Genomic DNA, 26,074 nt, shown 5'->3' with positions numbered 1-26,074 from the left:
AAGAAAAATATCTATTTTTTGTCTTTTAGGTATTGACTATAACTAGCTGGTCTTTAAAAATCCACTTTTATATTCTTGCAGAATGGAATCACTCCATGGCAATACGGCCGCTACCGGAATGGCAAAAGATACTGCCTGACTTTTTAAGGAACCTTCCAGTATACTGATAAAAGTACCACATGCCAGTGCTTTTTTTAAGCTGGGATAAGTCTGGCCAATGGCGATGGAGATGCAGGCTATCAGCCATGCTGCCAGAAAATTCTTATTAAATAACATACGTTTTGTTTCACCCCACACAGGTATTCCCCCTCCCGATCATGTCTTTTCTCCAAGAAATTCAAAGGTATATTTTTTCATCCGGTTAATTGCAAAAACTGCAAGAAGAACTAAAATACCCAGAAAAAACATGTAGGAATGCGTGATTTTCGGAAGCAATGGGTCATAACCTAAGTTATGTTTTCCGTATACTGCCTGGTTCAGAGGACTGATCCAGCAGATTAATACATTTACCTGATACATTTCGTATTTTTCTTTATGTAAAATTGCAGCCAGTACTTTCGGGTCCAATAAAAAACCAAAAACACTGTAAAGAAGGCCAAAAATCATCCCCTTAGTCTTCCCTTTATAGAGATTTCCTACAAGGATTACAAAGCTTAAGGTCAGCGAATAACAAAACAGAAGGAAGAAAACCTGCAGCATACAGCCATAGGGTGAGATACTTTCCATGACCCTTACTGTAGAAGGGACCTGCAGGTTTTTTCCTAACTCTGAATAACCAAGCATGGCCGCAGTTTCGCTCCACAGGTTACCTGGATAACTCTTTTTCATACACAGCACGGCCGTAAATAACAGCATCAAAACCGTATATAAAACAGTTACAAGAATAACATAAATGAATTGACCTAAAAGCCATTTCCTCTTGGTTGTCCGGGTCAGCTGGTATGGAGTAATAGGTGTCATCTTCGGCAGGTCAGAAAACATAAGAAGCAAGAGCAGCGAACTGGACAGTACTGCTATCCCATCCCCAAATGTCCAGATAAATGGCTCAATGGCCTGTACCGGTGTATCGTAGGTCTCCATTACAACCATGATTCTGCCTGTAAGTAGAAAACTAAGTACAAATTCTAACAGAAATATAAAAATAACTTTGGGATTGCGTAAAAATCCGAAGAAATTGTACCGTACAATTCCAAATACCTGCCTCATGTCAGTAACCCAAATTTCGGTCTATAATACTGCCATCCACAGCATTAATGGTAAGGAAACTTTCATTCGGAGTTTTTATGGTATTTGATTCTGTTTCTCCGTTATATTCACTTTCTGAAGTCATGCTGCCGAAAAAATCCCAGACAGGGATCATAATACCTGCGTGTGCGTCAGTAGACGGCTCATATATTCTGGCATAGCCAAGAACGATCCGATCAATATTATAGACCCTGGAATTTTCATATTGCATATTATCAGCGTTTGTTACCACCATCATTTTTTCATAAATTTTCATAACCTCGCTGAACGAAAGAAGATTTAAATTCTCTGTCTTTATTTTACCAATTGTGTAGGGATTTGAATAAGTCATGCTTTCTATGCCATCTTTATCGACATAGAAACAGAGACTTTCATAAGACCATGTTTCCATTGTGCTGTCCATATCTTCCAATGCCCCACCGTCTGCAATTGTCTGAGTGACCGGCACACCATTTATGGTACGTGCATAATCAATTCTATATCCATTTCCAAAATTACCTGAACTATTATCGCCTTCAAAACTTTTGCACACCGCGTAATTCCAGTTAGAAAACTGTAAATCTGTGATGCCCATTTTTTCAACTTTTTCCTTTACAAGTTTTTTGGCTTCATCCAGGGACAGCCCGATAGATTCTTCTGTGGGTTTTTCTTCCTCTTCAGAATATCCGTAATCACACCACATTGCATCCTCCGGTATTTTTTCCCCGCCCTTGTTTGCTGCTTTCTTGATCTTGACTGACAAGGTATCGGAGCCATCGGAAGATATCATATAGTAGTATTGTGAATCGTCTGGCATTTGTGCAATACAACTGAAATAATTTCCGGCAACAGGTTTTGCCTCTGTCAGGGTTTTCTTTTCCGGAGCAGTTTCGTATTCCTGTTCCCATGTCTCAATATCTTCATAGATATCATAGACATAATTCCCATCATCGTCTGTTCCATAGTTATACGGATCCAGGTTTCCGTTTGCAACGTCTTCTTTTAGTTCATCCAGAGTTTTTTTAATTTCATCCTTTGTCTTCACATAATAACTATCCATGGTATAAAGTTTTGCCTCTGAGAAGAATGCGTTTGTAATACGGTCGAGAAGTTCCTGGGTAACTTCTGCCGCGGTGACAGAAATAGCAGATATCTTTTCCACTTCCGGAATTTCTACGCTTGCATCTGTATTTACCACGAGCTTGGCACTGTCATCTTCCACATGGCTTTTATAATTTTGAGGAGCATCGATGAGATTCCTGATGGTTATCTTTGACTCTGAACCGTCATCGTTCTTGCTTTCAGATGCTTCTCCTTTAGAACCGCTAACATCATCCGCTTCCGTATAAGCATCTACAGCCTTGCTCCCCTTCGGCTTTACCAAAGAAGAATCCGGGGTCTGTGCGCATCCTGTAAACATTCCAATACAAAGCACTATTCCTGCAAACTTTTTTATGTTTTTTCTCATTTCTGGTAAAATCTCCTTTCTAAGGTTGTTATAAGTATATCATCGAGCATTACACCAAATCTTTCGCGATTTGTAACTGATATGTAAACGTTAGTGTGATTACCAGAAAACAGAGACGGTAGTTCCTTTTCCCGGATTGCTTTCAATCTTCAGTTGGAAATCGTGCAGTTCTATAATTTTCTGACATAAAGAAAGACCGAGCCCTACACTTCCTTTTGCCCTGGAACGAGATTTGTCTACCATATAAAATGGTTCCGTCACCATTTCCAGATCCTCTTTCGGTATTCCCTTTCCAAAATCCTGAACCATCAGATGGTCTGGGGTTGCCTCAAGCACAATTTTAGATTCTTTTCTGGAAGCTTTGACTGCATTATCAATTAGATTTGTCACTACACTTATCATTAAGTCCTGATCAAACTTCTTTACCAATTCTTTTGGTTCACAAAATACATCAAGAGAGATGTTTTTTTCTTGAAGCCTGCAATCAATGAGTTCTTTTACTTCTTTTAGGAAGTTATCCACCTGTATTTCAGCTGGATTGAATGAGTCTTCCGAAGCTTCGTAGAGTCCGGTTAATTCCAGCATTTTCATAGAAAGTCTTGAAAGCCTGCGACATTCATTTTCAATATAAATCAGAGCCTTCTCCTGTCTTTCCGGAGTTAGGCGCACAGTAAGCAATGTATCTGCATAGCCTATGATTGCAGTCATTGGGGTCTTCAGCTCATGAGCCAGACTTCCAATAAGCTGTTTTTGTGTCCGGTTTATGTTAGAAAGACTTTCAATTTGTTCTTTTATTTTACCTGTCATAAAATTAAAGGTTGCACCTACCTGCGCAAGTTCTGTATTTCCCTCTGACGGTACTTTAAAATCATAAATACCTTCAGAAACAAGAAGCGTAGCTTCTCTTAGGCTTGTAAGCGGTGCTGTGATTTTTCGAAGGCTCAAATAAAGGATAATTCCCATCACCACGATCAAAGATAAAGTAAATCCACCCGTCTGAAAAAACAGCAGATGACTTTTTTCTATTACATCTGTTATATCTTTATAAGTAACAATCTGATATCCCATATTTACATTGCCATAGTAAAATAACAAAAGTGTCCTTCCATTTATCTGACTGATCATAGGACCATGACCGTCACTGTTGCTGCCGTGATCCACCCTGTTTGCCTTACTTGCACATAATTCTCTTAACTTTTTTACATCGAATTCATAAACAGTTCCATTATAGGTCATTTTTCCATCAAGATATAAAACCGCGCTGTCATGAAAAACCTGCCGAAAAGCATAAGTAACTATTTGGGGGCGCATTTCATTGTCGGTATTCTGTTTCTGATTGTCGGAAAGGCTTGTTTTATTTTCAAACTGTAAGATATTTGTTCTGAATATACTGCTTTCATAACTGTTGATATTCTGTATACTCTGATTTTTCCAACAATAAGTGGTATAGAGAAAGATTCCTGACGATACCAACAGAATGATACATGTAGTCTGAGAAAAGATCTTTATTAAGAGTTTCATAAATCCACCTCAAGTCTGTAACCGATTCTGGGAATTGTTTTAATCTTATCCTGCCAGCCAAGCTTTTTCCTGATACGACCCACATGTGCATCCACAGTTCTTGTTTCTCCGCAGAACTCTTCATTCCACAGTTCCTGCAGGATCTGATTCCTGGTCAGTGCTTTATTCGGGTTTTTGGCGAACACCATGAGGCAGTTATATTCCATTGGCTTTAAATAGATTTCCATGCCCATTTTTGTAACAGTGCGACTAGCAGTATCAATGATGACATCACCGATTTGAATCTGTTCTTGTACAGTGCCATTACGTTCCAGTACTTTTTCAAGACGGACCATCACTTCCAGCATTTCAAATGGTTTTACAATATAATCTTCTGCACCGTCTTTTAATCCCTTTATCTTGCTCGCGATATCTCCCTTTGCGGTAAGAAATATTACGGGGATTTCATACTGCTTCAGTTTCGGTAACAGGCTATATCCGTCTCTTCCGGGAAGCATGATATCTACAAGTGCACACTGAAACGCATGATCTTGAATAATTGCTTCATATGCCTCATTTCCATCCAGATATCCCACTGTTTCATACCCTGCAATCTCCAAATTCATACATAGCAGGTCATTGATTGACATTTCGTCTTCTATCACAAGAATTCTTGCCTTCATAATTATTACCTCACATGTTTTTATAACTATCTTTTCACAGGTTAATTATACATTAAATTCTATAATGCAGTTGTAACTGATTTGTAACAGCAAAAAAGGAAACCAAAACCATTCTGTGAGAATAGTTTTGATTTCCTGTATAAATCGTTATTTTCTGATCGTTTATAACGCTGGTGAGAACATTTATTATTATTTTTACTCCATTCCAGAATCATTCGAAAGAGAGACAATGCAAATACAAAAATTATTAAGAACACTAAAATTTTCATATGTAGCCTGATTCCTTTCATTTACCTTTATCAGATTGTGTCATTTAAGTCACATCCACTGATGATGCGATTCCATAAGTTCTCCCGCTTGTCCATTCCTTTGGTAAAATAGGGAAGTCTTTCCTCTTCCAGCTCTTCCAGACGAAGCACATTTCCATTCAGATAATTGTCAATCCGGTATCCTGTACTTTTAAGTCTTGTAATCACGCCACCAATTTTTATATCCAGAATCTCATAACCAAATGGCTTTGCATCGTTCATCCAGATTTTTTCTCTTGATGATTTCATCTCTGTCAGATTGCAGATGATTCCAGGAATAACATTCTGACTGATATTTTTCAACGCTGCTCTATCCGATCTGTCATATGCTGATTTTATACACATGCCCAAATCGGCTTTATCAGCTAATACCGCCGCCAGTTTTTCATAAAATGAGAATAAAAGCTGATATTTTCCTGTTTTTTTTGCACATTCCTTCATACATTTCTGTATGTTTTGGTAGTAAGATTTTGTATTGACACCTGATTCTTTCACATGATAATCAAAAATGCCTAACATTGGATCCTGGTATAACAGATATTTTGAAGGATTTTGAGCCTCTTTATTCTCTTTCGTATTTAAAAATAAGGAATCAAAATTGTCAAGTGCCATAAAATCATCAAATTCTCCGCCTGTGCAGTTCCTGAACTCCTGCTTAAGGATTGTTTCGTCATAGTCTCTGTGAAAATCAAGGTGTGCAAAAAGTACAAGTCCCGGAAGCAAAGCATCCACCGGGGTTTCTGCACCATTATCCATCCATGCTGTACAGAGCACCTCTTTTATATTGTATTTTTTACAAGTAGAAAGAGCTGCTTTGGTACACGCATAGGTCTTAGAATAATTGGGGGAAATTCCGTTCCAAATCCAAGATCCTCCTGCAAAAATAACGTTATCCGAAAGCTGCGCATGGATATCCAGCATTTTTTCATAGGTTCTGGTATCAGCATGATAATAGTCCCAATATACTAATCCTAGATCTTTTTTCGGTTTTTCCCATTTGGAGCAGTCCGTGTTTTCGGGCAGATCATAGTATCCGCCTGTAGAATTTGCTGTAATGTACATGTCACTCCATATCATAGGCTTTAATTCTAATTTTCTGCAAATATCTACGACCCTGTTACAATGTTCCCTGATTATCAGTGACCCTTTTTTATATCCATTTTCTTTTAGATAATTTCCAAGTCCCAGCATGACAGCCTCATCCATTCCAAGATGTACCCTGTTGGTAGAAAAATTCTCTTTTACTGAGCTGAGCAGCTTTTCAATAAACTGATAAGTTTCCTCTTTTTCAGGCTGGAGAATGTCCGCAGAATCACGAATCTTATCCATTCCCGGCCACTTCAGCACATTGTGCAGATGAGCCAGTGTCTGAATACACGGCACAAGCTCTACCCCAAACATGGAGGCGTAAGCATCCAGCTCTTTTATTTCGTCCTTGGTGTATTTTCCGCGATAAGCCCCAAAATAAGGCTGCCCCTCTACTTCATAGGTATCTTCTGTATAAAGCATGAGTACATTCATTCCAAGTTTTGCCAGTGTCTTGATCAGGAATTTCACCTTTTCAACTGTAAATACAGCATTTCTGGAACAATCCAGCATAAGACCGTTTCTTTCAAAGCAGACATGCTCTTGATATTGAAATTCATCCTCTTCCATATGATGTATGGCATAATTAAGTGCGCGGTAATAATGAGATATTTCCCGACAGATGATATGAATCTGGTCTTTTCTTTTATTGATCAATATTTCTGGTCTGTCCTGAAATTTAACAAACAATTCTATGTTTTGGTTGAAACCGTCATTTTCAGCCAGCAGTATTTCAGTACCTTTTTTAATAGTATTATATTCTTTCTTATCAGATGAAAAAACAATGTTCATACGTATTCCTCTTTCTTTAGGAATTCTGCTCTTCTTAACAAATCAATCTATTTTATCAGAGCATCCCCTGTCAATGTTCTATTTTATTCGTTTGTAAATAATCGGCTCATCATAACCAAAAGTTCTTTTTCCATTTACTTCCATGGACTCTGATACTTCCAATTGATTTTCAGTGAACTTTTCATGCAGAGAAAATTTCAATACGGGAGAAAACATACTTACACTTCCGCCTTCCCATGTATCACCTGATTTTCTGAAAAATGCAGGAGTAAATTTTGCAGAACACTTTAGCTGATCATAGTCGGCACCTTTGAAGATTTTGTAAGTAAAATTCTTTTTATCATATCCTTCCGGTATCTCATAAGAAATAAGTTTTATTGAATTGTTTTCTTCCATAAAAAGAAACAAATGTGAAGAAGAGCGGGTAGTCCCCTGTACAGAATAATAACTTTCTTCAATCATAAATACGCCTTCGAAACCCTTTGGGAGATTTGCGATTTTTGAATTACATATTGTATTGATGTGCTTTGCATATGGATACTGTGGATTTGTCTTACTTATTTTCTCAAATTGATCCTTATTATCAAATTTTCCATTCAACAGCGTAACAAAATTTATCAAGTTAGCCATGATCTTATGCCTCCATAATCTTTATCATATAGTTTTCATTCACTATACACCTTCCATATAAAAGAGTCCATGTACAAAATAAGGGAATATATAAACAAAATGCATCAGTTAACAAACATCGGCTGAGGGGCATATCTTTGTCCAATTGATATGCCCCTCTTTGTCTGGATTACTGTTCCATTTTATAAATTTACGCATAATATTTCGTACCACACCCTGTTTCTATGGCTGAATCAGGCTAATAAGAACGTTACTGTTAATTGTGTTTATATCTACTTAAGGCACGAATCAGTTTTTCTGACTCCAGTGGTTTGGTAAGATAATCGTCCATTCCAGACTTCAGTGCTTTAGTCTTATCTTCTGTAAAAGCATTGGCGGTCATAGCTATAATCACAACAGCAGATGCATCACTTCTGTTCATTGTACGTATTTCTCTGGTAGCTTCCAGGCCATCCATAACTGGCATCATAATATCCATCAGAATTACATTGATCTCACCAACACCTGATTTTGCAAATGCTTCAACAGCTTCCTTGCCGTTTGAAGCCTTTATAATTTCTGCTCCTGCATTTGTCAAAAGAAATTCCGCAATTTCCATATTCAATTCATTATCTTCGGCCAAAAGGATTTTCATGCCTTCAATTGATACATCATCTTCCTGGCTTTCTGCCTGCTTCATATCAGCAGAAATAAGGAATGGGAGCTGTACCATGAATGTGGTTCCTACATTTTTCTCGCTTTCAAATTTAATCGTACCGCCCATTTTCTCTATTAGTTTTTTTGTAATTGGCATACCAAGACCTGTTCCTCCATAAACAGATCTTGCACCGCCTGTTTCCTGAGTAAATGGTTCAAAAATATGGTTCTGAAATTCTTTACTCATTCCAACTCCGGTATCCTTGCAGTGAAACTCAAACAGTATATGCCTGTCATCCACCTGTGTTTCATAATAGCTGAGCAGTATCTCTCCTTTTTCTTTATTATACTTGACAGCATTACTTATGATATTCATAAGGATTCTTTTTAAATGAACCGGACTCCCATTCAAATATCTGTATTCCAGATTGTATTCTTTTTCAGATAAGCTGATTCCACGTTCATATACCTGTTTTTCTATCACTTCTCTTATTTCATGCAATAGCCTGTTAATATCAAAATCCTTATTTTCCAGCACGATTTCCTCTGACTCTAATTTGCTCATATCAAGCACTTCATTAATAAGCTCCAAGAGGTATCCTGAAGCATCCCATATTTTCCTGCGGCACTCATCTTGCTTTTTTAAATCATCTTTATAATAATCAGCCACTTCGATCATGCCACGGATTCCATTAATAGGAGTTCGGATATCATGGCTCATTCGCTGCAGAAATTCTGTTTTTGCATTATTTGCCATATCAGCTCTTTGAGCTTCTTGCAAAAGTTTCTGCTTATAAGCTTCTTCCTGCATCATCTGAATCTTCAACAATTGCGCTTTTGATCTCCTGCGGAAGGCAAATACGGAAGCAGCCACAAATATATACAACAGCAACACGACCAACAGGTTTTTAAAAACAGAAGCAAACGCCATCTGCTCATCTATAAACATATAAACATAGTAATCGCGTCCCTTAGTCATTCTGCCAATATATCTGCATTTTTTGTCTGATACACGGACCAGTTTGTTAGCTGGTTTCTGTTTTACCTGTTGGATAATATTAATACCTCCAGAGCTTTGTCCGATCAGATCTTCGTCATTTGAAGCAACCACATTTTTTCCATCTGTTACAACGATCATTCCGCTGGAATATGTATCATAGCCACTAAGAAGGCTCTGGATCGTAAGATTATAGTTTCTGGCATACTCAGCCGATGTATGATAAAAAGTGATAATTATGCCTTTTTCGTCAGAGCGTCCATATGCAGCCAGATCCACCTGTTACCCATCCTCAAGAACGATACTTGCAGCGTATGTTTTCCGAGGATGTGCTGCTACATCAAGTACTGTTTTCTTTTGAATCTTATCCTGTAAAGCCCTGGAATTAAGATCGTCTGTACTGTATTCACATTTTACCTTTCCGTTTACATCAAGTATAATAATTCCGGTAAGTTTCTGCTCCTCTGCATATGTTTTCAGCTTATCCTTCGTAACTTCATCCTTTGTATACGTCAGATTACGATTAATCTGCTGGGCATTTCCAATTGCACGCATTAAACCTTTTGTTTGGGATGCTTCATTATATCTGTTATAAATATAACATTGTTCTTTCACATATTTCAGAGTCTCGTCCATTTGCCTGGCAACTGCTTTTATATCGGTTTTTACAGAATAAACTATAGTTATCAGAAACAGAAGCAGTCCCGCCGTGATAATGATGATTTGAGTCTGCCGTCTGGACAGTTTAGTTATTTTCAATTTTATCCACCTCCAGATATCCACTGGTTTCGGGAAGATATTTTTTTAGAATTTTCTCTTCACTTCCATCTTTTCTCATGTCTTTAAAGACTTCTGTGAGTTTTTCCGGAAGTTCACTATCCGTGTTTTTAGGAAAGGCTACCCCGATTCCTGTAGTCAGGATAGCTTCATCCAGGATTCTTATCTTTGCCCCATAATCTTTTATATACTGTTGTACGGAAGTTTCATGAGCTGCTATAGCATCAACATAACCTTTTCCAAGAGAGGTAAAAAGCAGTTTTCGGTTTTCTAAGCTATACACATCTTTTACCAATGGAATAGCAGGATTCATCCTGTCAAGAAAGATATCCTCAGGCTTTGTGGAAGCCTGTACTGCGATTACTTTTCCCGACAGATCACTAAGCTTCTTTATATTGCTGTTTTCATTGACTGCGACAACCTGCCGGCTCACCATATATGGACCTGCCCACTTATAATCATTCTCCCGGCCATCCATGGAAAAGCATCCCCATAAACAGTCTATCTCCTTATTTTCCAGATCTTTATCTTTATCATCCCATACAATCTTTGTAAATACCGGCTTATAACCAAGGCGTCCCAGAGCTTCATTTGCAATGTCAACATCAATCCCTGCCGGTTCTCCATTTTCATCGGAATAATTAAAAGGTGGAAAATCGTCACTTCCAATGATTATCTCTGGCATATTTTCCTGTGAAGATGTACTTTTCTGTGTTGTAATTGAACATCCTGATATCAGTAATACCCCAAAAGCAACCAAAAACGGTATTACTGCCATGTATTTAGATTTCATGCTATGGTACCTCAACAATTTTCTCTGATTTTTTTTGATTTTACGTCATTATAATAACTCTGTTTATACTGAATTTACATAAAAGATATAATACAAAACATGCACAAAATTTTATATTTTCAAAAAGAACAGGTAATTTTTCAAGTGGATCATGTTATGTAGATTTCACTCAGAGTAGTACTCCATCACTTTCCCTCTGAAACTCCATCTTTATTTTTACTTTTGCCGGTTTAATTTCCGGTACTCCTTCAGAAATGGGGCTAAAAAAGCCATAGATTTTCGATACCTATGGCGTGTAGATATAGGGAAAAGCTGCCTTTTTTATCGGCAGTGGAGTGTTTTTTTGTTATTGCCTATTGTTGAATTGGTATAATTACTATTCCTCTTCTTCCACCTCAGTAATAACCCCTAATTCGAGCAATGCCAATCCAACAAGTGAAAGAAGTGAAAATGTGTTCTCTCCCATGTATTTTTGTTGTTGATTATCATATACTTCCAATAATGTTGGTGCCAAATCATCCAAATCATATGGGTGAATGCCTAATGCCTCTAATCCATTATCCATTTCATTAATGGAATGAATGAGCCGCCTTTCCATTTCCTCTGTTTCGTTCGAGAATACCAGATTGATTGTTTTTAAATGCAGCTCTGTTTTGTCTTCACAGTCTGCAGTACATATTTCTCTTGCAAGAGCCGCTTTTGCATCCTTTCCCAGTTTAAATGACATTTCAATAGTATTGTCTTTCACGCATGACAGAAGATAAGCTTCTATTGCAGGATAACTTAATAACAGCTGTCCTTGATCTCCGGATTCAGTACCATAAGGATCTGTATATTTTTTAACATATTTCTTGCGTAACTCATTTCGTTGATAGCTGAGCACATCTCTGTCATATAAATAGAAAATAGGACAATCTTCTGGTTTGATATGAAATTCTTCTCTTAATTTGCAGAATAACTCGTCCATTGCCTCCTCTGTTAATTGCGTTAATTGATTTTTGGGTAAATTTAGCGCAAATACACGGAAGTTCGGATTTTGTCCATACCCAATAAATTCCTCACTGCCTCGTCTTAGTTCCTGAACTTCATATCCCAAAATATCTGCGAATATTTTTTTCAATAGCCTGAGTTCTGTACCACCCGTTTCCGGTCTTCCTCCCTCAACAACAAAAATCACATTTCCAATATTCTTCGTCTTATCAATTCTATACTTCTTCATATATTGGTAAACCCTCGAACATACCACCCAGATACATTTTTTCCAAATTTTGTGCTTCCCTTGGCTTAAACTGTGAAAGTCGTTTCACATTACTTCCTGACGTATTAAGAAAAGTAATCAGGTTAATCTGATCCGGACGGAATACTGAATTTGAAATCAGATTTGTATGATGAGATGTAATGAATATCTGAGAGTTTTTTGCATTTTCCATGAAAAAACTAATGATTTTTTCCGCTAATTTATTGTGAAAGCTATTGCCAAATTCATCAACAATCAGCATCCCGGCATTTTCTATCACTCTAATTAAATGAGGCAGTAAATCGGCAAATACCTGATTGCCCTGAGATTCGTTAATAAGTACATTTGGAAAAGGAAAACTCTTTCTTTTCAGGAAAACCATTTTATTGTCAGCACCAAGGGTCAGTTTCAATCCTGCTCCCTCACTTTCAGAACCATATTCCATAGAAAAATCATACTTAAACGCAGTAAGGTATTTATTTATTTTTTCAACACCAAACTCCTCTGCATATCTGGTTATCGTACTTCCTACCCTCGCATCCCAATTATACTCATCAACAATATATGAATTTTGTAAGAAATCCATAAGTTTTCTCAATGTAGGTTCCTGCGGAAAGCGGCCTGTATTAAATGACGCAGTTCGTAAGAATAATGTTTCACTGTCAACCTGATCATCTGTTGTTACACTTTGACCAATTCTTAATTCTCCTGTATTTCCCGTCCTTTTTAAAACGGTAATCTCGTCTATTTTCAGATTTTCCGAAATACTATTCGTCTGGATATTATATTCAATCACATATTCAACTTTTTTGCTTTCAAATATAAATTCATATTCGATTGTAATAATAGGATTATCTGAAAAAAGGCAACGATATCTATTGAACGATACTCCTTCCCCTTTTATCATTTTTATAATAAATGAAAGACCTTTCAATGCATTTGATTTTCCAGAAGCATTTGGTCCAATAAACAGTGCGCCTTTAAGAATTTCGCTTTTATATACGTTTGTTTTTCCAAGAATAGAATACTTAGATGCAGTTAAATCAATTTCTGTTCTTTCTTTAAATGAAAGAAAATTTGTAAGATACATTTTAGCCAGCATGATGTTTTCCTCCTTGATTTATATTTTACACACTATTTTTTATGCGTCAACACTTAATGCATTTTTTTTACTTATTAAGAGTAATTTTTTTACACTTCTTTAAAAATATACCCTTTTGCTCCCCAAAATAAAAAATTCCTGTTCAGTTTACGCTGTTTAGCAATATGCATAGGAAGGGCTACTATGCATAAGGGTATCTATATCAATCTCATAAAATAATGCAATCAAGACAGTTTCGCAGAGTACGAAGGATAAGGAAGAGTTACAGAGTTACCGACTTATACAACACATATTATAGAGGGATGAACGAGGGATGCGTAAACTTTGAAAAATATTTTTCAAAATAAATTCGACATCTTCCACATAGGCAATCATAATTGAAAAAAAAGGGAGGATGCCTATCATGGATCAATTATCAAATTTTATATCCGAATATCTTAAAACATGCGAAACTGTACAAAAGTTAAATTCCAAAACCATTAAAGCATACCGTATAGATTTATCACAATTTCATACATTTATGCTGCCACTGGCGGATTTCACAGAAAAAAGCACCTTAAACTCGTTCCTGTCACTGTTACACCAGAAATACAAACCCAAAACTGTCAAAAGGAAGATTGCTACTTTAAAGGCATTTTTCCATTACCTTGTTTATGAAGAATTATTGTCTCAAAATCCTTTTGAGAAACTCAATGTGAAATTTCGAGAGCCACAAATCCTTCCCAGAACAGTCCCTGATACTATTATAGAAATCTTTCTCAGAACTATGTATAGACAAAAAAAACTGGCGCCTACAACATATCAATACAATTCGATCCTTCGTGATATAGCCGTAATAGAATTACTATTTGCAACCGGAGTACGTGTTTCAGAACTATGCTCACTTACTCCTGCCCAAATAGATTTCACTACTTACAAAATTATTATAAACGGGAAAGGTTCAAAAGAACGTATTTTACAAATTGGAAATGAAGATGTAAAAAAAATATTATCTGAATACTATGCGGCCTTTAAAACAGATATCACTAAAACAGGATGGTTCTTCATCAACCGTCTTCACAAAAGATATTCTGAAGAATCTGTCCGAAACATGATAGTAAAATATCTGAAACTTGCCAACATAGATATGCACGTAACTCCACATATGTTCCGGCATTCCTTTGCAACACTGTTATTAGAATCTGATGTTGATATTCGGTATATACAGAAAATGCTGGGACACAGCTCTATAAAAACAACCGAAATATATACAAATGTGTCTACTTCCAAACAAAACAGCATCCTCACTGCTAAACACCCTCGCAACTCAATGCATATTGATATTACAATGTGACACTGTAGGCCGCTCAATTTAAAGCGGCCTTTTTTTCTTCCTCTTTACCAATTCTAAACCAAGGATAATATCTAATTATCTTTTTTATGGAGATTGGAGGATTGTATGAATCTGGCAGATTATCAGTGGGAGATGATTGATCAAATTTATCATCTTCTAACAGATGACGATCATAATAAAGTAATATCTTTACATGGTGATACTGGGTGTGGAAAATCTACAATAGCGTTAGAAATCAGTAACCAACTCAAAGAAGGGTGGTCTGTTTTTTTCATTGAAGGCATTGATCAAAATTTGGCTCCATATCTCACATGGCATATTGGAACTAAAATGTATTCCAAAAAGAAGTTAGATTTAGGGAGTGAAATTTCCTTTGGAATCAATTTTTCTCCGATACCGATATCGTTAGAGTTTGGTGGCACTGCACAATATGGTAAACAACATTTTGTATTGACTCCCAGTGAGGAAGCATTAATAGCTGGAATTAAGAACCAGGCTGCCGCAAATCATCATATACTTTTTATTGCAGATAATTATGAACTGTGGGATGTTCCGTCAAAGCAATTTCTTCAGAAACTTATGTTACCACAGCTGAATTTACTCTCTGGTTTCCATTTGGTTACATTACTTGTATCCCTTGACAAAGCTTCTGTAAATGGGAATATTTCTTTTGATGTTCCGGTGAAAGATATACCTGATGATGATATTCTGGATATATTACGTCAAAAAGGACATTCTGAACGCATTAATATAAAAGATATACGAGCTTGTGCAGGAAATGACCTGACCCTTGCACTGATGGCTGCAGATTATTATCATCATAGCAATTCTATAACACGGGATTTTAATGAGATAATGGAAAAACGTTGTCAGGAATTGCCATCGCAAGATAAAAGTGCATGTAAGGTTTTAGAGCCACTTTCCATTATAGATTCTTACTTTACCAAAGATGAGACTGCTTTTTTTATTAATTCTGCCCCTGATGATGCGGACGAGACGGAGTATCTGGCTGAAGAATATCTTACATTAGCTGAAGAGCACATGTTTATTGTTGGAAAAGAAAGATACCATTTTTCTAATGAGTGGATTAAATCATATTTTAAAACACAACTTTCAAAAAGAGAAAAATATCATCATCGCAAATTTTCTGGATACTTGCAGAAACGACATGCGGATGACTACTATAATAGGGGAAAACATTTGAAACTTAGCCTTCAAACGAATGATTCTAAAATTATTTTAGAAGCCTGGCAGCTATTGTTTCTTTCTTATCTTCGACGAGCTTCTAAAATCGGGGAAATGAACGATATATATAATATACTTGATCAAATTTATTCATTACTCAGGCGTTTAAATGGTGATCTGGAAGAAACTCAACGTCATACGCTAAATGAGTTTCTTTCAGGATATAAGGAATTTTCAAAATATAATTATAAAGAAGCACTTCTCCATTTACAGTCAATAACTCCAAGCCGATTGATTCCAGCCAGTTTGGCTGAATGTCAGAGATTAATTCTTCTTTGTTATGTGCAGTTGGCTGAAAACCCTATTATAATCAGTCAGTTGGCTGAAGAGTTATACGAAACGATAAATATGTCCGATTTTTGCGAAGATGAACAGTATTGCAGAGCAGTACTTGTGTTATTGGATGTTTATATAGATCGCTCAAACGATAGTCAAAAAGTAAAGATTCTCAAAAAGAGATTTATTCAAATGATTCAACAGCATATGGGAAGTCCTGTATTTGAAGAATTTGAAGCCTGTTATAACCGGAAGGCAGCTCTTTATTATTCGGCATTGATTGCAAGTAGGCAAACGGCACAAAGCATACAGTTTTATCGTAGCCACTTTAACCGCAATGGTCTTTATATGGCACTTTGCAATCATTTAGCAAATACAATTGTTGCTGGTGATTATTTTTCAGCAGAACAAACTCTAAATGAATGTAACGAAATGCTCAAACAAAATGATGGGTGGTACTATCCAAGTCGATACAAATTAGAGAATAATCAGATTCTTCTTAAATTTCTTCTAGATGAAAGAAGGTATCTGGAGGATAGAGACCAATATTTAACTTGCGCAAAAAAGGCGGCTATGGCTTTTTCAGAAATTATGGAAAACCAAGAAGATGAAGTTTCCCATGTGATTCTTTTTAATTATTTAGGACTTTCTTTATTATATGGTTCAAAATCTATAGAAAAGGAACTTGAAAAAGCGGCTAAAGATCTTTCGGATGCAGATGAATATTATCAATACTTTCTGCATGATTTACTTTTTGCTCATGCATTACTCCAAAATAACACAGTCATTGCCGGGAAAGAACTGGATATTTTAAAGTCACTGGATGTCCCACTTCTGCGTGAATATAAGCAAATTTTTAGAAAAAGGCAGAATGAGCAGGAAAATCTACTTCATGCCCCTTTTAAACTAAATGGAGATCCCATGATGTATCATACCGCCATCACAACAGCATGTACCCACATTCAAGATCCCTCCTGTCAGTTTTATGGTCGTGGTTTTTTGCTTTCAGATCTCCAGTTTTTGTCATTTTAGTGCTACTGTTTTAATCTGTGAACAGCAGCAGTTATAATTGCATGGTAGATATCACTGTATTGAAACTGCATTTGATCAAAAGCAAAAGCGAATGAACTATGCCGAGTAGTATAAGGAGTTGTTGAAACATCAAATATGTAAGGCTTCCCATATGAATTTATACGAAAATCAATGCGCCCATATACATTCATCTGCATCAGATGAAACGCTTCTTGGGCGTAATTGCATATCTGGTCAATCGTCTGTTGTGATTGTGTGTCACTTAAACAATAAAAATCATAGCTGTTTTCTGCCGAAGATTGCTCATCAAGAATCTTCCTTTTACCAAGATTGATACCGACAGGGGGAAGTATTTTTATGGAATTTCCTATTTTAAATACAGGAACTTCACATTCCTCACCATCAATATACTCTTGTACGATGCAGGTTACCCCATAAAACTGCTTGAATTTTTCTGGGGAAGCATAAAAAATTCCAGATTCATGGACTCCTTGACTTGCAGATTCTGAGCAAGGTTTGCAGATAACTTGAATCCCCTCTTCAGGAGCACCATTAATCCAACTTCCTTCACTGCTTAACAACCAACTTTTTGGTGCAGAAATATTATGTGAACGAAATAATGTTGTGAAATAGTACTTATTACGGCATAATGCACAGGCTAAAGAAGACGACGTGCTGTAATTAAGTCCTACTAATTCACAAAAAGCAGGAATCATCGTCTTTTTGTTATCTCCAAGTCCATTTCTTGCTAAATTATATATGAGACAATTTTGGAATCGGGTAGGATGTTCTATAAAATCGGATATGAAATCCAACTCATTATAATATACCGATTGTATATAATAGCCGGCAGTTACGATTCCTTGATAAATTTCATTAAATTCTTCAATAGAAAATCGTTCAGTTTCACTGCACTGAAGTTGACTATTGTTGATATAACCTCTTGGCTGTTGGACATGTGCCAATAAAATGATACTTAATATATTTTTATCTACTTTATTTTCTTCCTTGGTCCAAAAAGGAATATATTTTTTCTCTCGCATAGCAGACTCCTTTGTAATAGATAATTAGATATTATCCTTGGTTCATATAACTCAAAAGAATTTATCTCACAATTAGAAAACATTTATCGTGTATATGGTTCGGTGTCTTTTCCGTCATATACAAATGCTTTTATATCCGTATTCTCACCAACATCAGCATGAATACCTACTGTGTGTTCTTCATCTTTAACGTTTAGAAAAGAATAGCAGCCACCCGCAGGAATACTGCCAGACACGAGTTCCTGTTTTCCTTCGCAGAGCAAATACACAATAATATCAAAATCGTTTCTGTTCTGAACCGTCAATACGCCTGTTTTGGATAAAATTTTTGCATCAGAATATGTAATTACATAAGAATCAGGCGTTGACTCTTCCGCACAGGTTACAGAACAATCCCACAGTATCGCGGCATTTGCTTTTCGATAGGCTTCTAAAGAGTTATATATTGAAAACATAATCATTGTACTTATAGCAACAATAGTAATAATACCCAACACAATTGTCACTTTTTTCTTTATAACCATCACCCCACACACAAATTTAATTTGTTACTCACATGACATCATATTTTTTCTTTAAGCCCTACCTGTAGAGGAGGCAGAGGAAGAAGAATTCTTGCTATATATTATGTTAAATGATGCAACATCTACATCTGATTCTGAAGTATTCGTTCCTCTTGCATAAGAACCATATAATACAATCTGATCATCTGCAAGAAAGATACTCTGAGAGGCAATAGCTTCCTGTAATATCCCGTTCTATTACACCGGTCTGCTCTAAACAATCCATATATTTCTCTATTTCCTCTTCTGAAAAACGAGCCATTTTATCCTCTGACCATTGTTTAAATTCAGATATAATTTGGCTCGCCTCAATTCTTGAAAAAGTCTGGACTAAATAAGTTACCGTTGCAAGCCCTTCCAATTCATGATCGCTTTCTATCTCATTCACATAAGCAACCGCTTTTTCGATTGCAGGCAAAAGACGGTTTAATAGCTTTGTTGTTTTTTCACTACAGATTACCTGATAAGCTAACTGATACGTTGATTCAGTATCTTTTAATCCATAAAAGCTCTGATATTCTCCGATATTTCTACTAACTATATCAATGGAATGAGCATAGGGACCATATTTATACTTCTGAAACGAAAAATACGGTTCTTCCAGATACAAATTCATAAAATATGCAGCTTTTTGCAGACGAAGTTTTGTACAACGATTGAGGCCCATTTTTATTTTCATCAGAACTAAACTGGCTGCTGTAAGTTTAGGTGCAACCGCTGCCTTTTGTACATAATTTCTCTGTGGCTCATAAATCAAAAATGTAAAATTATCAGCGATTGGTTCTAATTTCTTTTGTATCAGTTCTTTTACCGTCTGCCAATCCAAACCACCATTTCCACACCCCAGTGGTGGAATGGCTACTGATTTCACATGCAATCCAGGAAGTCGTTCTACCAAAACGTCTAACGCTGTTTCTATATAGCTTATTTTAGAATTTTCACGCCATTTATCTTTCGTTGGAAAATTTACAATAGTTATACCATTCTCTACAAACGTATGAATTGTTCCAACATGCAGTGTTTTATTTTTGCAAGCTTTTATATAGGCTTTATTATTTTCTGGAAATTTCAGCTTGAACTGATACGCAACTCCTTTTCCCATGTAGCCCTCACAGTTGACTGTATTAACTAAACACTCTGCACCAGACTGAAACATATCTCCAGTTGTGTATTTAATCAACACAACCACCTCCTCTCGTTACTCAAACCATTGGGACATCACTGTAATGAATGGCGGCGGAAAAATAATGCCTTTCTGTTTGAGCATATCTGCTACTTTGTTTTCAGTTTCTTTCGATGAAACATAGATACACTGGAAAGCATCAACTGGAATAACCAATGGACTCAGGCATTCCGCCATCTTTATCTGTCTGGCATTCTCGTCATTCTGCCCCACTCTGGTAAGAATATCCCAGTCAATCATTTCAAAGCCTTTGTCATAATCATATAGCTGGCACTCTTCCAATGCCAATGGGTGCTTAGGTAAGATACGGAAATTATTGTATCTTGCCAAACTTCTGGTAATACAAATATAAATCATTTCTTCGCCCGCATGCGTTTTTTTCACAGCCACATCAAAAGCTGAATATGGGTGAAAATGAAATGGGATATATTCGTCCAATCCTAAAACTTCTCTCTTGCGTATAATTTCCGGATCTGCAACATCTCCAAACGTTACGGTGTTCTCCCTTAAAATCTTTCTTGGTACAAGCCCAGAGTCAATGATAGATTCCAGATTTTTTAACTCTGTTAAATGATATAGTAATTTCCCCTCTTTCGCATTTTTTAATCCCATTGTTCTCCTCCTAGTATAACACACATTAAACTTTAATCACAGCACTTTTGTATGCTCTGTCAATGTGTTTGTTTCCATAAATAAATTTTTCTTTGTACCCATTATATGGTTCCAGTATTGATACGTCAATCCCATTAATGTGCCTTCTCTTCTTCACTCTTTGTGAAAGGAAGAGATTGCTAGCTTTTACCAATCGCTCTGCCACTTCCACATCATGCCTGCTTTGTTCTAGATTACCGAAATGGTGATCATGCGCCAATCTGATACTGTTGACAATGAAGGACAGGAGCCAGCTGCATTACAACTTAGCTCCTGTCCTGTACATCTTGAATATAGAATTAGTAAAAACAGATTATCGGGACATCATACTGAATAAGACTATAAAGCTGTCCGGCATTCTCTGGCGGAAGATTGATACATCCATGAGAACCACCTGTAAGATATCTGTCACCACCAAAATACGGCTGCCAGTCTGCATCATGAAAGCCAATTCCTCCATTGAATGGCATCCAGTACGTTACCGGCTGTTCATAAGAGTAGGTTCCATTTGCTGTCATTTCACCTCGCAGCACAGACGGACTGCTCTTTGAATTCAGTGTGAATATTCCAGGGGGTGTTTTTCTGTCCGGGTCGCTTGGCAATCCGGATACGATTTCTGATTGAAAAATAATATTTCCATTCTGATAATACCACATATACTGCTCTGTGAGATCTACCTCTATATATGTATCTCCGAGATCATTGATCCCGTGTGCATTTGCCCTCATAGAATACACCGGTTCCCTGGTTGTCTGGGTTCCTGACTGAATTTCCTGCATGAGCTGTGCTACTTCCTTGTCCTGATCAATCTTCCACCCATAGGCGGAGCCATATACATACACCGTCCTTCCGCTTGTGCTCTGGAATTGTCTTTCAGTGCCAACTGTATCATGATCTGCTGCAAGCTGTGCCACATAATCCACTACATGCTGCCGGAAGGCTTCATCATTCTGGAGCAGCTGCCCTTTCTCGTCAAACTGCAGCCAGTTTTTGATGGTATTCCCATCAAGTGTTACCGTTTCGTCTCCAAATGTATATGTGATATTTGCTTTTGTCAGGTTCTTATATGTATTTACCATATTCTGAAGTTCTGAACTTTCTTTCGTCACATCTGCTTTCTTATAAGCCTTTGGATCACTTTCCAGATTTACCTCTGCCGCATCGTTATCGATTGCCCTGCATATCATCTGATAAGCTTCTTTGGTATTTAATTCGTTGCCTTCCGTTTCTGGCACAATAGTGAATTCTGAGTTAACAAAACTTACATACGCATTTTCCGGTGCTATCTGATTCTCTTTTTTCGCACAATTTAATGAATTTACCTGTTCTTCCAGTTTCTCCCGGCTGAAAAAAGTCTCTTCTTGAACCATATAGTTTTTTGTTTCAAAAAGACTGCCGATCCATTCCCATGATTTCTGAGTTTTCAGCAGCTGGAGAACCGCACCGCTGGATACGTATTTATAATCAATGTCTTTTCCTGTAATGGCCTGCGGGTCCTGCATTCTTGCCCTTACCTGAATAGTATAGTTATCCTTTTTCCCAGCAATCTCCTGCTCAACCTCATATGCTGTCTTATTTGAACTGTCAATCCCATTGATGGTCGTCCCATAAAAGAAGTGATATGAGTAATAATAAGATATACCTGCATACATACAACAGCCTATAACAAAAATCATCAATATAATCAATATTACAATTTTCTTAATTTTATTTTTCTTCTTTTCTGAAAATATAATAGATCTGAATTCCGATTTATCCATCGGCACATAAACAACTGAACCTGGTCTTGCCGATTTTGTGGTTCTCATTGACTGCCCTATCACTTCTTTTTGTCTCATATCCTACTTATCTTTCTTTGAATCACTTAGTTTTTTGCACTGTCTCACTGTCATTATCAAAATGTAATGTCTTATGATATTTCGCATTCTCCTCCAGAAGTTTTTTCCATTTCTGTCCGTCTTCTTTCGTAGGATTATCAAAATTCTGCTGCCCCTTCAGTTCATCCATATACTGGATATAATCCAGGAAATAAATATCTACTGTCGAAATATCCCTGTCCTGAATTGCGAAGTTATTACAGTTTCCAGTAGACTCATTATATGGAAGTGTGTTTCCGTTGGCATCAAGAGCTACCATGAAGCAGTCACTGTTGGATCCTTCCTTATAAAGTTCATTTACCGTCAGTTCATACGGAGAACGAATTACGGATTTGAGTCCGATACCAGCATCGTTTGTATCATTGAGTTCCAATACTTCTGTCCGGGAATCATCTACTGTAACCGGGATATCGAAACTCCAGTCACCTTCATATTTGTAGTAGCCGGCATCCCTTCCATAGTTTTCATCATCCGCTTCTGACCACTCATAGTCTGCTTCCAGCCCTCTTACCTTCGTGATATCCAGATGCAGATTAAAAGTATCCGGAATCTCAATATCTTTAATATATTTCTGATATGCTCCACCACGCTCAGATACTTTATTGATAAACTCTTCCAGCAGTGCATAACCTTCATCCGTCTGATCATCTAAGTCCGCCTGAGTTATTCCCATCTCATCCATTACCTGCTGTGTCATTTCATTGTATTTCTCATTATATTCCGTATAGTCTTTTGCCGCCTGAGCAAGATCATAACGGAAAATGCATGCATAGGTGTTGTCATCCAGAAACTGTCCTTCCACCTGACCGTCGATCACCGGACTAGCTTCTGAATCAAAGTCCACACCGCCAGTCATATCCAGATCAATGACCGGTGTTCCACTTTCCGCCCTAGTTGACGTTTCTGGAAATGGCTTATCACTCTTAAACTGCATAGTTATATAGACTGCCTGGCTGTTGGCATATACCTCAGAACATGTAATTGTCAGCCCATCTGCTGTTTTAATGTAAGCATTCTCACTAGTGGCATTACCTGTCTTGTCCCCATCTGCTTCACTGCCATCTGCCGTTGTTCCATCAACGGATTTCAAGGTTGTTGCATAATCCGAAAAATCACCAAAGAAACTTACATTATCCTGCAAGATTTCAAAAAGCCCTCCTACAACTGGGATATTCTTTGCCATTACTGGATTGGTTGCACAAAATACAAATCCAACCGCCAGTACTGCTGCCATACCTCCTGCTACCCTGCCTCCAATTTTCATCCAGTGATATGGATCCTTTGGTGCTTTTTTCTGTAACACAGCATTATTTTCAATCAATCGATATGCCTGATTGATACGTTCATGCACGATTGCCGGCATTTCTGTATCCTTTTGAAGTTTTTCCTGGAAGTCTTTCTCATTATTATTTAAAGTCATCATTAAACACGTCCCTCCTTAACCTTATATCCATACATCTCTGCAATCTGTTTTCTACCACGATGAAGACGAGATTTCACAGTGCTTTCCTTCATATCCAGAGCGTCACTGATCTCCCGGACACTAAATCCTTCCATATAGTACAAAAGAACAACCAAACGATATTTGCTATCCAATGTTTCTAATACTTGTGCCCATTCCATTGCCGCATATTCTTCTTCGTGAAAAGGTGTTTCCGGCATCTGATCCGTATAAGTAACCAGCTTTTTCTTCTGTATCATGTCCTTACACTTATTGATCAAGATTCGAATCATCCAAGTTTTAAAATATCTGTTCTGTTTCAGACTTTTCAGATTTTCATAACAAGAAAGAATCGTATCCTGTATTACATCCGCAACATCTTCATCATTTTTCAGATATGCTGCCGCAATCTTATACATACTCTGTACATTCTCATCCATAAGCCGGCAGAAAGCATCTTTATCGCCTTTCTTCGCTTTTCGTATTAAAACCTCATTCATTGTCGTCTCCATTCTCCTATATCAGACCGGTCATCAGGAAATGTTGTATAAAAGCCTTTGTTTATGTGCTTCTACTTATTAGACGTGCGAATCCCTAAAAAGGTTGCAAATATTTTTAAAAAAATTATCTCAGATAAAAACACCCCCGAAATCGTTCAGAATTTTTATGATCATCAGGTCCTATTAGGGTATAAAAACAGCCGTACCATGTGCGTTTTACATGATACGGCTGTCAATAATTCTCATACCCTCAAGATAGATTAATTGAATCGCCACACTAAATGCTTCCTATACAGATCGGCAGCTATTTTAATCTCCTGTACGATTTTCTCTCTATCCTGTTGTTTTCCCATCTATCTTTTCCCAATCATCACTATAATATAAAAACAGCACCGGACAACTTTTTGTTATCCAGTGCCCATAATCTTAAAAAGCGGTTTTATGCTGGCTGTCAGCCGCGACATCCTTCCGAACGTCTAAAATGTCGCCGGTATCATTAAGTCCCCGGCGCGGACTCACCGTATCTCCCTGGTGTGGGCGTAATACCCTTCCGAGTATCAAATAGTCCCAGTAATTACCCTGCCCGGGCACAGTACAGCTTTTACGTGCCGCTACACGAAACCTTTTAGTTTAACTATATTATATGCGATACCCTAAGAAATATCAATAGTTTCTGGCAAAATCGATTGGCTATATTTTATTGTACCCCATTACTTACCACTGTCTATGATTTCCAGGCCCTCGGGACAGATCAACCAAAAATCATATCCTCTGTCACATCAGGTCTTAAAAATATTGTTTTTGAAATTCCATTACATTCCAGCGTTACTTTCTGCTCACGGGAAGAGCAGAGGCGAACCCTGTGTATCCTGCCATCTCTCCATTCGAAATCAACTGTGATGTCACCCTGTACCTTCATTCCTCGGACATTTCCGTCTTTCCATTCATCCGGAAGTGCCGGAAGTAACAGGATATGCCCTTTCCTGCTCTGGATAAGCATCTCTGCAACCGCAACTGCAAAGCCAATGTTCCCATCGGTCTGGAACGGTGGGTGTGCACACAGCATATTGGGATAAATGCCGCCTCCCACACAGGAAATATTTTCCTCCCTGGTATAACGGAGCTGGTTTTTCAAAAGCCCCAGTGCATGTTCCCCGTCCCGGAGTCTGGCCCAGAGGCATACTTTCCATGCCATACACCATCCGGTTCCTTCGTCCCCGCGCCTTTCCAGAGCCACCCGGCAGGCTTCCAGAAGCTCCGGGGTTTTTTTCTATGATCAGGTTTCCGGGATAAAGACCATACAGATGGGAAACATGGCGGTGATGGATCTCTGTTTCCGGATAATCCAGGAACCATTCCCGGATCTGTCCAAAGCTTCCCGTCTTAAATGGCGACAGTTTTGAAAGTACCCGTTTTACATCCGCTGTCTCTCCCTCTATGCCCAGGATGTTACATATTTTCAGGTAGTACCCAAACAGTTCTTTCAGGATGCTGATATCCATGGTGGATGCCATTCCCACACTGTGGGATTTTCCATCTTCTCCACAGAAACGGTTTTCCGGGGAAGTGGAAGGCCCGGTAACATAGTATTCCCCATATGGGAACAGGAATCCAAGATAGAACTTTACGGCTCCCTCGATCATTGGTTTTCACGCACCAGCATCGTTGACTGTTTCTGCAGGAAATCATTCCGCTGA

24 protein-coding genes and 1 pseudogene are annotated in these 26,074 nt (G+C 37.6%); 2 read left to right on the top strand and 23 right to left on the bottom strand.

Annotated elements, in window-relative coordinates:
• Nucleotides 1-42: 42 nt before the first annotated feature.
• The 12 genes from NE638_RS16025 to NE638_RS15970 form a co-directional block, all read right to left on the bottom strand.
• On the bottom strand, nucleotides 43-297 hold the full coding sequence (locus tag NE638_RS16025; protein ID WP_244094879.1) for a hypothetical protein: 255 nt from the start codon (nucleotides 295-297) through the stop codon (nucleotides 43-45).
• Nucleotides 298-315: 18 nt separating this feature from the next.
• Nucleotides 316-1,089: a hypothetical protein gene (locus NE638_RS16020; RefSeq protein ID WP_242872571.1), complete on the bottom strand. Its 774-nt coding sequence runs from the start codon at nucleotides 1,087-1,089 to the stop codon at nucleotides 316-318.
• Nucleotides 1,090-1,207: 118 nt separating this feature from the next.
• Entirely contained in the window at nucleotides 1,208-2,692 is a 1,485-nt protein-coding gene (locus NE638_RS16015; RefSeq protein WP_173746703.1) for a DUF6034 family protein, read from the bottom strand.
• Nucleotides 2,693-2,791: 99 nt separating this feature from the next.
• Nucleotides 2,792-3,928 carry a sensor histidine kinase gene (locus NE638_RS16010; protein WP_244094878.1) on the bottom strand — a complete coding sequence of 379 codons (1,137 nt, stop codon included), beginning with the start codon at nucleotides 3,926-3,928 and terminating at the stop codon, nucleotides 2,792-2,794.
• A gap of 281 nt (nucleotides 3,929-4,209) precedes the next feature.
• Nucleotides 4,210-4,875 carry a response regulator transcription factor gene (locus tag NE638_RS16005; protein ID WP_005423065.1) on the bottom strand — a complete coding sequence of 222 codons (666 nt, stop codon included), beginning with the start codon at nucleotides 4,873-4,875 and terminating at the stop codon, nucleotides 4,210-4,212.
• 299 nt (nucleotides 4,876-5,174) lie between these two features.
• Nucleotides 5,175-7,061 carry a beta-N-acetylhexosaminidase gene (locus tag NE638_RS16000; protein WP_173746700.1) on the bottom strand — a complete coding sequence of 629 codons (1,887 nt, stop codon included), beginning with the start codon at nucleotides 7,059-7,061 and terminating at the stop codon, nucleotides 5,175-5,177.
• Nucleotides 7,062-7,139: 78 nt separating this feature from the next.
• Nucleotides 7,140-7,691: a hypothetical protein gene (locus NE638_RS15995; RefSeq protein WP_173746698.1), complete on the bottom strand. Its 552-nt coding sequence runs from the start codon at nucleotides 7,689-7,691 to the stop codon at nucleotides 7,140-7,142.
• Between the two features lie 256 nt (nucleotides 7,692-7,947).
• The gene (locus NE638_RS15990; protein ID WP_173746696.1) at nucleotides 7,948-9,603 is read right to left on the bottom strand and encodes a response regulator; all 1,656 of its coding nucleotides are present in this window, start codon (nucleotides 9,601-9,603) and stop codon (nucleotides 7,948-7,950) included.
• 3 nt (nucleotides 9,604-9,606) lie between these two features.
• Nucleotides 9,607-10,083 carry a hypothetical protein gene (locus NE638_RS15985; RefSeq protein ID WP_173746694.1) on the bottom strand — a complete coding sequence of 159 codons (477 nt, stop codon included), beginning with the start codon at nucleotides 10,081-10,083 and terminating at the stop codon, nucleotides 9,607-9,609.
• Nucleotides 10,070-10,786 (bottom strand): substrate-binding periplasmic protein, encoded by a 717-nt coding sequence (locus tag NE638_RS15980; RefSeq protein ID WP_244094877.1) that lies wholly within the window; start codon nucleotides 10,784-10,786, stop codon nucleotides 10,070-10,072. Before NE638_RS15980 ends, NE638_RS15985 begins: the two co-directional genes overlap by 14 nt.
• Nucleotides 10,787-11,270: 484 nt before the next feature.
• Entirely contained in the window at nucleotides 11,271-12,113 is an 843-nt protein-coding gene (locus NE638_RS15975; protein ID WP_173746690.1) for a hypothetical protein, read from the bottom strand.
• On the bottom strand, nucleotides 12,100-13,233 hold the full coding sequence (locus NE638_RS15970) for an AAA family ATPase (RefSeq protein WP_114002653.1): 1,134 nt from the start codon (nucleotides 13,231-13,233) through the stop codon (nucleotides 12,100-12,102). The genes NE638_RS15975 and NE638_RS15970 overlap by 14 nt, the downstream gene beginning before the upstream one ends.
• A gap of 403 nt (nucleotides 13,234-13,636) precedes the next feature.
• Between NE638_RS15970 and NE638_RS15965 the strand changes: the two genes are divergently transcribed.
• Nucleotides 13,637-14,566 carry a tyrosine-type recombinase/integrase gene (locus NE638_RS15965; RefSeq protein ID WP_114002654.1) on the top strand — a complete coding sequence of 310 codons (930 nt, stop codon included), beginning with the start codon at nucleotides 13,637-13,639 and terminating at the stop codon, nucleotides 14,564-14,566.
• A 105-nt stretch (nucleotides 14,567-14,671) separates the two neighbouring features.
• Nucleotides 14,672-17,119, top strand: coding sequence for an ATP-binding protein (locus NE638_RS15960; RefSeq protein ID WP_173746688.1), 2,448 nt, complete (start codon nucleotides 14,672-14,674; stop codon nucleotides 17,117-17,119).
• Between the two features lie 2 nt (nucleotides 17,120-17,121).
• Here the strand turns inward: NE638_RS15960 and NE638_RS15955 are convergent, their stop codons facing one another.
• The 11 genes and pseudogenes from NE638_RS15955 to NE638_RS18475 all read right to left on the bottom strand — a co-directional run.
• Nucleotides 17,122-18,162 (bottom strand): hypothetical protein, encoded by a 1,041-nt coding sequence (locus NE638_RS15955; protein WP_114002656.1) that lies wholly within the window; start codon nucleotides 18,160-18,162, stop codon nucleotides 17,122-17,124.
• An 83-nt stretch (nucleotides 18,163-18,245) separates the two neighbouring features.
• Entirely contained in the window at nucleotides 18,246-18,686 is a 441-nt protein-coding gene (locus tag NE638_RS15950; RefSeq protein ID WP_173746687.1) for a hypothetical protein, read from the bottom strand.
• Between the two features lie 51 nt (nucleotides 18,687-18,737).
• Nucleotides 18,738-18,863, bottom strand: a complete 126-nt coding sequence (locus NE638_RS18485) for a nucleotidyltransferase domain-containing protein (protein ID WP_420314210.1) — start codon at nucleotides 18,861-18,863, stop codon at nucleotides 18,738-18,740.
• 4 nt (nucleotides 18,864-18,867) lie between these two features.
• Nucleotides 18,868-19,905, bottom strand: a complete 1,038-nt coding sequence (gene darG, locus NE638_RS15945) for a type II toxin-antitoxin system antitoxin DNA ADP-ribosyl glycohydrolase DarG (protein WP_173746685.1) — start codon at nucleotides 19,903-19,905, stop codon at nucleotides 18,868-18,870.
• 18 nt (nucleotides 19,906-19,923) lie between these two features.
• The gene (locus NE638_RS15940) at nucleotides 19,924-20,520 is read right to left on the bottom strand and encodes a DarT ssDNA thymidine ADP-ribosyltransferase family protein (RefSeq protein WP_173746682.1); all 597 of its coding nucleotides are present in this window, start codon (nucleotides 20,518-20,520) and stop codon (nucleotides 19,924-19,926) included.
• A 25-nt stretch (nucleotides 20,521-20,545) separates the two neighbouring features.
• Nucleotides 20,546-20,731, bottom strand: a complete 186-nt coding sequence (locus tag NE638_RS15935; RefSeq protein WP_117627827.1) for a hypothetical protein — start codon at nucleotides 20,729-20,731, stop codon at nucleotides 20,546-20,548.
• Nucleotides 20,732-20,858: 127 nt separating this feature from the next.
• Complete coding sequence (locus tag NE638_RS15930; protein WP_244094876.1) at nucleotides 20,859-22,211, bottom strand: L,D-transpeptidase family protein; 1,353 nt, start codon at nucleotides 22,209-22,211, stop codon at nucleotides 20,859-20,861.
• Nucleotides 22,212-22,419: 208 nt separating this feature from the next.
• A complete protein-coding gene (locus NE638_RS15925) occupies nucleotides 22,420-23,859 on the bottom strand; it encodes a DUF4179 domain-containing protein (protein ID WP_173746678.1) in 1,440 nt (479 codons plus the stop codon).
• Nucleotides 23,859-24,377 (bottom strand): RNA polymerase sigma factor, encoded by a 519-nt coding sequence (locus NE638_RS15920; RefSeq protein ID WP_173746676.1) that lies wholly within the window; start codon nucleotides 24,375-24,377, stop codon nucleotides 23,859-23,861. The genes NE638_RS15925 and NE638_RS15920 overlap by 1 nt, the downstream gene beginning before the upstream one ends.
• 751 nt (nucleotides 24,378-25,128) lie before the next feature.
• Nucleotides 25,129-25,377: a glycoside hydrolase family 95-like protein gene (locus tag NE638_RS18480; RefSeq protein WP_420314209.1), complete on the bottom strand. Its 249-nt coding sequence runs from the start codon at nucleotides 25,375-25,377 to the stop codon at nucleotides 25,129-25,131.
• Between the two features lie 54 nt (nucleotides 25,378-25,431).
• Nucleotides 25,432-26,020: pseudogene (locus NE638_RS18475) on the bottom strand (glycosyl hydrolase family 95 catalytic domain-containing protein); the annotation flags it as partial.
• Between the last annotated feature and the right edge of the window lie 54 nt (nucleotides 26,021-26,074).

This window comes from Blautia sp. MSK.18.38, assembly GCF_024460535.1.
Classification (GTDB): Bacteria; Bacillota; Clostridia; order Lachnospirales; family Lachnospiraceae; genus Blautia_A; species Blautia_A fusiformis.
Note: the sequence above shows the minus strand (reverse complement) of the source record. Positions and strands in the feature narration are given on the sequence as shown.